Origin of the sequence: Succinimonas amylolytica DSM 2873 (assembly GCF_000378405.1) — a bacterium.
GTDB classification, from domain to species: Bacteria; Pseudomonadota; Gammaproteobacteria; order Enterobacterales; family Succinivibrionaceae; genus Succinimonas; species Succinimonas amylolytica.
Genome location: NZ_KB899643.1, coordinates 23,751 through 24,779, shown reverse-complemented (window position 1 = coordinate 24,779; position 1,029 = coordinate 23,751). Strand labels below are relative to the sequence as shown.

Annotated in this window: 1 pseudogene; it reads right to left on the bottom strand. The window is 37.4% G+C overall.

The annotated features are described in order from the left end of the window. Positions 1–300: pseudogene (locus F557_RS22040) on the bottom strand (ISAzo13-like element transposase-related protein); the annotation flags it as partial. Positions 301–1,029: the final 729 nt, after the last annotated feature.

The following is a 1,029-nucleotide window of genomic DNA, read 5'->3' as shown; positions in this document are numbered from 1 at the left end:
GTACTTTCTTTCATGGGGTATGTCAGGGATAAAACGGCCATACCCTGGGTGATTTGTTCCATCTACTCCGTTACCTGGTAGAAAATGACAAACATGAACCGTTATTCCTGTTTCATCTGCAAAATTTTGTAGCCCTAACTTCCAAATCTTATTACGACTTTCATTATCTCTGCCAACATCATCTATGATTGATATTTCTGTCGCATCGGGATAACATTCACACCCCATTGAATACCACCACAGGATGCTATTGGAAGCAAAAGTACCTGTATCAGCACACAATCCTACATGAACTAAACCTTCATTTTGGTTACATCATATATTTCATACGGCGCTACACGCTCTGTTCCAAAATCAGGATCATTTACTTTGATAGGATCGCCTTTAGGTCTGTACCAGCCCCGGCATTTTTGTAATTACCGATACGTTCCTTCTTCTTCGTATTTACAGATATTACAAGTTTGTCTTAATTTATGAACCTTGTGCAAAAAGCCAAAAAAATTCATTTATGAAATTTTAAAACAAAGGGCGTAACTATTATTAATATTCACTCACATTTTCAATCTTTGCATAATTTTGGAAAACAAATCCCATTTGCTTATATTTTTCTGTTTCTATAATCTCTACCGTTTATATTCTCTTTCTATCCAATCCCATATATTGGAGGAGGATTTTTCAATTTAAATGTATAAATCACCCAGGGTATGGCCGTTTTATCCCTGACATACCCCATGAAAGAAAGTACTAGACCGTTGTAAGTTCATGGTCCGGTACATAAATTTTCGCTCTTGAAACCTATAAGGCCTTAGAGCCTGCCCATGCATTTGAGATGAGGCCTGGTGGTGAAAGGATAAACTTGGAGGCCATCCACGGTAACGAAATTTGAAAAGTGATACGATCAAAGACGGAGGTGGACTTGCCTGTAAACCCTGTTCTTTTTTTGGCATTTATAAAATGCTGATACAAAACTGGGGTTAATGAGTAGACGCATACATACTTAGAGGTCTAACACTCTGTAAAATAAAATGC